This is a genomic window from Synechococcus sp. WH 5701, assembly GCF_000153045.1.
Taxonomy (GTDB): Bacteria; Cyanobacteriota; Cyanobacteriia; order PCC-6307; family Cyanobiaceae; genus Regnicoccus_A; species Regnicoccus_A antarcticus.
In genome coordinates this window covers 1-1,365 of sequence record NZ_AANO01000087.1, presented here as the reverse complement: position 1 = coordinate 1,365, position 1,365 = coordinate 1, and the positions used below count along the sequence as shown (strand labels likewise).

The 1,365-nt window shown below is 59.6% G+C and carries 2 protein-coding genes; one reads left to right on the top strand and one right to left on the bottom strand.

Annotated elements, in window-relative coordinates; translation table 11 throughout:
- Window positions 1–995 (bottom strand): ABC transporter substrate-binding protein (locus tag WH5701_RS00540; RefSeq protein WP_006169857.1); only part of this gene is annotated, 995 nt, incomplete at its 3' end.
- Window positions 996–1,158: 163 nt separating this feature from the next.
- On the opposite strand from WH5701_RS00540, the gene WH5701_RS16245 reads away from it, so the two are divergent.
- Window positions 1,159–1,365 (top strand): hypothetical protein (locus WH5701_RS16245; RefSeq protein ID WP_198005100.1); only part of this gene is annotated, 207 nt, incomplete at its 3' end.

The following is a 1,365-nucleotide window of genomic DNA, read 5'->3' as shown; positions in this document are numbered from 1 at the left end:
AACGCAGCCAGTTGGAACTTGTCACTGAACAGGTAATTCCGGATCTCGGCGGGACTGGCGGAGTTCAGGTCGGTGATGGCGGTACCGATGGAGCGAACGGCTGTCCAGGCGGCGTAGTCCTCGCTGTTCATGTCCCTGCCTGCCAGCTCGCGAAAACGATTCTGGAGCTGCGCAGCCCCCCAGCTCTCGACCACCCGGTGCCAGGTAACGGGTGACATGCCCTGTGTACCCACCACCGGTCGCGGCAGCCAGGTATTGAAGGGCACGTACTCGCCAAAATCCCCGCGTACATCAGCAACCACCACAGCGTCGTAATCGCTGGCCTGGGTGAATAGCGGCAGCTCCTTCGAGGCGGTTCGGCGCAGGTCGGCGTCAAAGGTCCAGGGCTTGTCTTCGACGATCTCCAGCCCGAAGCGCTTCGCTGAACGGCGGAAGGCATCGGCCCAGCCTTTGTCAGCTTCGGTTGGCCCGGTAATCAGGAACACCTCATCCCAGCGTCGCTGGTTCAGCCACTGGCCGAGGGCATCGGTGAGCATCGAATAGCTGGGCATTGTGTGCAGCAGGTTCACGTGGCACTGGCCGGTGCGCAGGGCATCGTCCTTGGCGCCCGCGTTGAAGATCAGGATGTTGTCGCCTGCCTTTTCGGTGAGGGCAATCAGGGTCGAGGCAGGCGCATTCACCACAAACAGGTCGAAACCATTCTCGCGCATGGCATCAAAGGCTGCGATAGCGGCTTCTTCCGAATCGGCAACCTCACTCTGGAGTGAGTAGGTCTGGCCCAGAAACTTGCCGGTGGTGCTGTTGTCGTTGATGGCCAGTTCGGCGCCTCGCAGGCCGGCGTCCTCAGGTTCCGGAATGACATTGGAAAGCACCGGTCCCTGATCCGGAACCCACTGCAGATAGCCAATCCGCACATCGAGGTTCTCAGCCTGGAGTGGGCTTGCCGCCGCCAGTGTGATCAGTGAAGTGGCCGCTGTCCGGGACAGAAAAGACATGGGATTCTCCGGTTTGTTGTTGTGCTTCCAGCTTAGAGAAGGGAAAAAGTCCCGGAAATATTCAGAAAGTAGGAAAGTGGCGGTACTAAAGAACTATTCCTGTGAAAACTGGCGGCTTTAGCATGGAGATAGAAAGACTGTTTCCCCGCAACGGATAAAAACAATGACCGTGTACCGGAAGATATCCCTCTTGATGCTGGCGGTTTTCCTCCTGGTCTACCTGCTTGGCGCGCTGCTCTACACCCAGCAGGCCCGGCATGATGTCCAGCGCGAGCTCGACGGTGTGGCCGGCCTGGCACAGAGTCTGGGAAGCCCTGCTGATCTTCCGGAATCCGTCGTCAGCAGCATGCGCCACCTGACCCCGGCGGCT